Raw genomic sequence first — 1,491 nt, 5'->3', positions numbered from 1 at the left:
CTTCGTGTTCTGGGAGGGCGACTTCGTTGGGGTAGTCCCCCCAGCCCTTAGGCACTACACGGCCGACAACCCGGCGCCGTACTACGTCGTGGCGGGCTACGCAGCGGGGCTAGACGAGTTGGAAATACCAAAAAGCCAGGACGTGGAGAAGGCGGCTGAGAAGGTATACGCCCAGGTCGTCGACGGAGGCGGGCTTGTAAGGATTAGGTATGTAGATAGATACGTCGACAAGGGGGAGGTTGTAGACAGGATGGTGAAGGTCCTCCTCTACCTCCTCGAGGGCTTGGCGGGGGGCACGGCGACGAGGCGTGTGGTTGAGGCCGCCGACGACGAAAGCGACGTGTTGAGGCTGACTGTGAATAGGCTCTGCGCCAAGTGGCCCACGCCGAGGTGCGCATTCTACATCCAGCTGGCTAGGTACTACGAACGGGCGGTTGACCACATAAGGGAGCTCTACCTAAGCGAAAGCCAGCCGGAGATGTGGGTAACCTTGCTAGAGGCGGCCAGGGAGCTGGCAGAGATCCACGAGCGGCGCACGGTGGACCACATCGCCAAATTCCTCTCCACGGCGGCGTCGAAGAGATTCCACGTCATGCAGAAGGCCAAGTCTGAAATCGCCATGCTACACGCGGTGAGGGTCATCGACTACATGGAGAACTCAGCCGAGGTGTACCTAGACATGGCCATATACGACCTTGCAGGTAAAAAGCCCACACTCGGCGAAGCCGAGGCCCGTATCAAACAGCAGAGGTAAGACAGTAGTATACACCTACACCCTCAGTAGCCGGCGTTAGCCCAGAAGAGCCGCGGCGAGCTCCTCCAAATCCCTCACCACCAGGTGGGGAGCCGCGTCCAGCTCCTCGGGCGGCAGGACGTGTCGATTTACATAGACCGCCTTGAGCCCCGCGTTGGCGGCCCCCGCGGCGTCCCAGGGGTTGGAGGAGACCAGGGCGGCCTCCCCCAGCTGAACCCCCAGCCTCGCCACGAGGCCGTAGATCCGCGGGCTAGGCTTAAACACGCCGGCCTCCTCAGCTGAGAGAATCGCAGCGAAGTGGTGGCGGACACCTGCGCTTCTCAGCAACTCGTCCACCATATCCACGTCGCCGTTCGTCAAGGCCACCACGGTGTAGCGAGACGCGAGCCTGGCCAGAGCCCCCGGCACGTCCGGGTGGGGCCTTAGCCTAAGCCACGCCTCGAGTAGCCTCTGCACCTCCGCCTCCCCCAGCCCAAGCCCCAGCCTCCTGCTGACGTACCTAAGCGCCCTCTCAGTCACCACCCGAAACCTCTCATACCTACCCATCATGGAGAGCAGGAGGGCGTACTCCAACTGCTTCGACCGCCACGCCGCCACGAACCCCGCAGGGTCCGGCGCGACACCCCTCGCCGCCTCCACAAGAGACCCGAGGTCAAACAGCGTCCCGTATATGTCGAAAGCCAAGACCCTCAACGACCCAAACCCAGTCACCCCCATGCCCCCCAGCCACTACCTAG

Annotated in this window: 2 protein-coding genes; one reads left to right on the top strand and one right to left on the bottom strand. The window is 62.6% G+C overall.

The window, feature by feature from the left end; all coding sequences use genetic code 11:
- On the top strand, positions 1 to 754 hold a 754-nt coding region (locus ACP5J3_RS14570), incomplete at its 5' end, for a hypothetical protein (RefSeq protein WP_428496340.1).
- A 36-nt stretch (positions 755 to 790) separates the two neighbouring features.
- Here ACP5J3_RS14570 and ACP5J3_RS14565 read toward each other — a convergent pair.
- Positions 791 to 1,471: a haloacid dehalogenase type II gene (locus ACP5J3_RS14565; protein ID WP_428496339.1), complete on the bottom strand. Its 681-nt coding sequence runs from the start codon at positions 1,469 to 1,471 to the stop codon at positions 791 to 793.
- Positions 1,472 to 1,491: the final 20 nt, after the last annotated feature.

The sequence above is a fragment of the Pyrobaculum sp. genome, from assembly GCF_049971835.1.
In the GTDB taxonomy this organism is placed as follows: Archaea; Thermoproteota; Thermoprotei; order Thermoproteales; family Thermoproteaceae; genus Pyrobaculum.
Note: the sequence above shows the minus strand (reverse complement) of the source record. Positions and strands in the feature narration are given on the sequence as shown.

Excerpts from the sequence above, each read along its gene's own strand:
- ACP5J3_RS14565 (WP_428496339.1), bottom strand. The coding sequence starts at position 1,471 with ATGGGGGTGACTGGGTTTGGGTCGTTGAGGGTCTTGGCTTTCGACATA.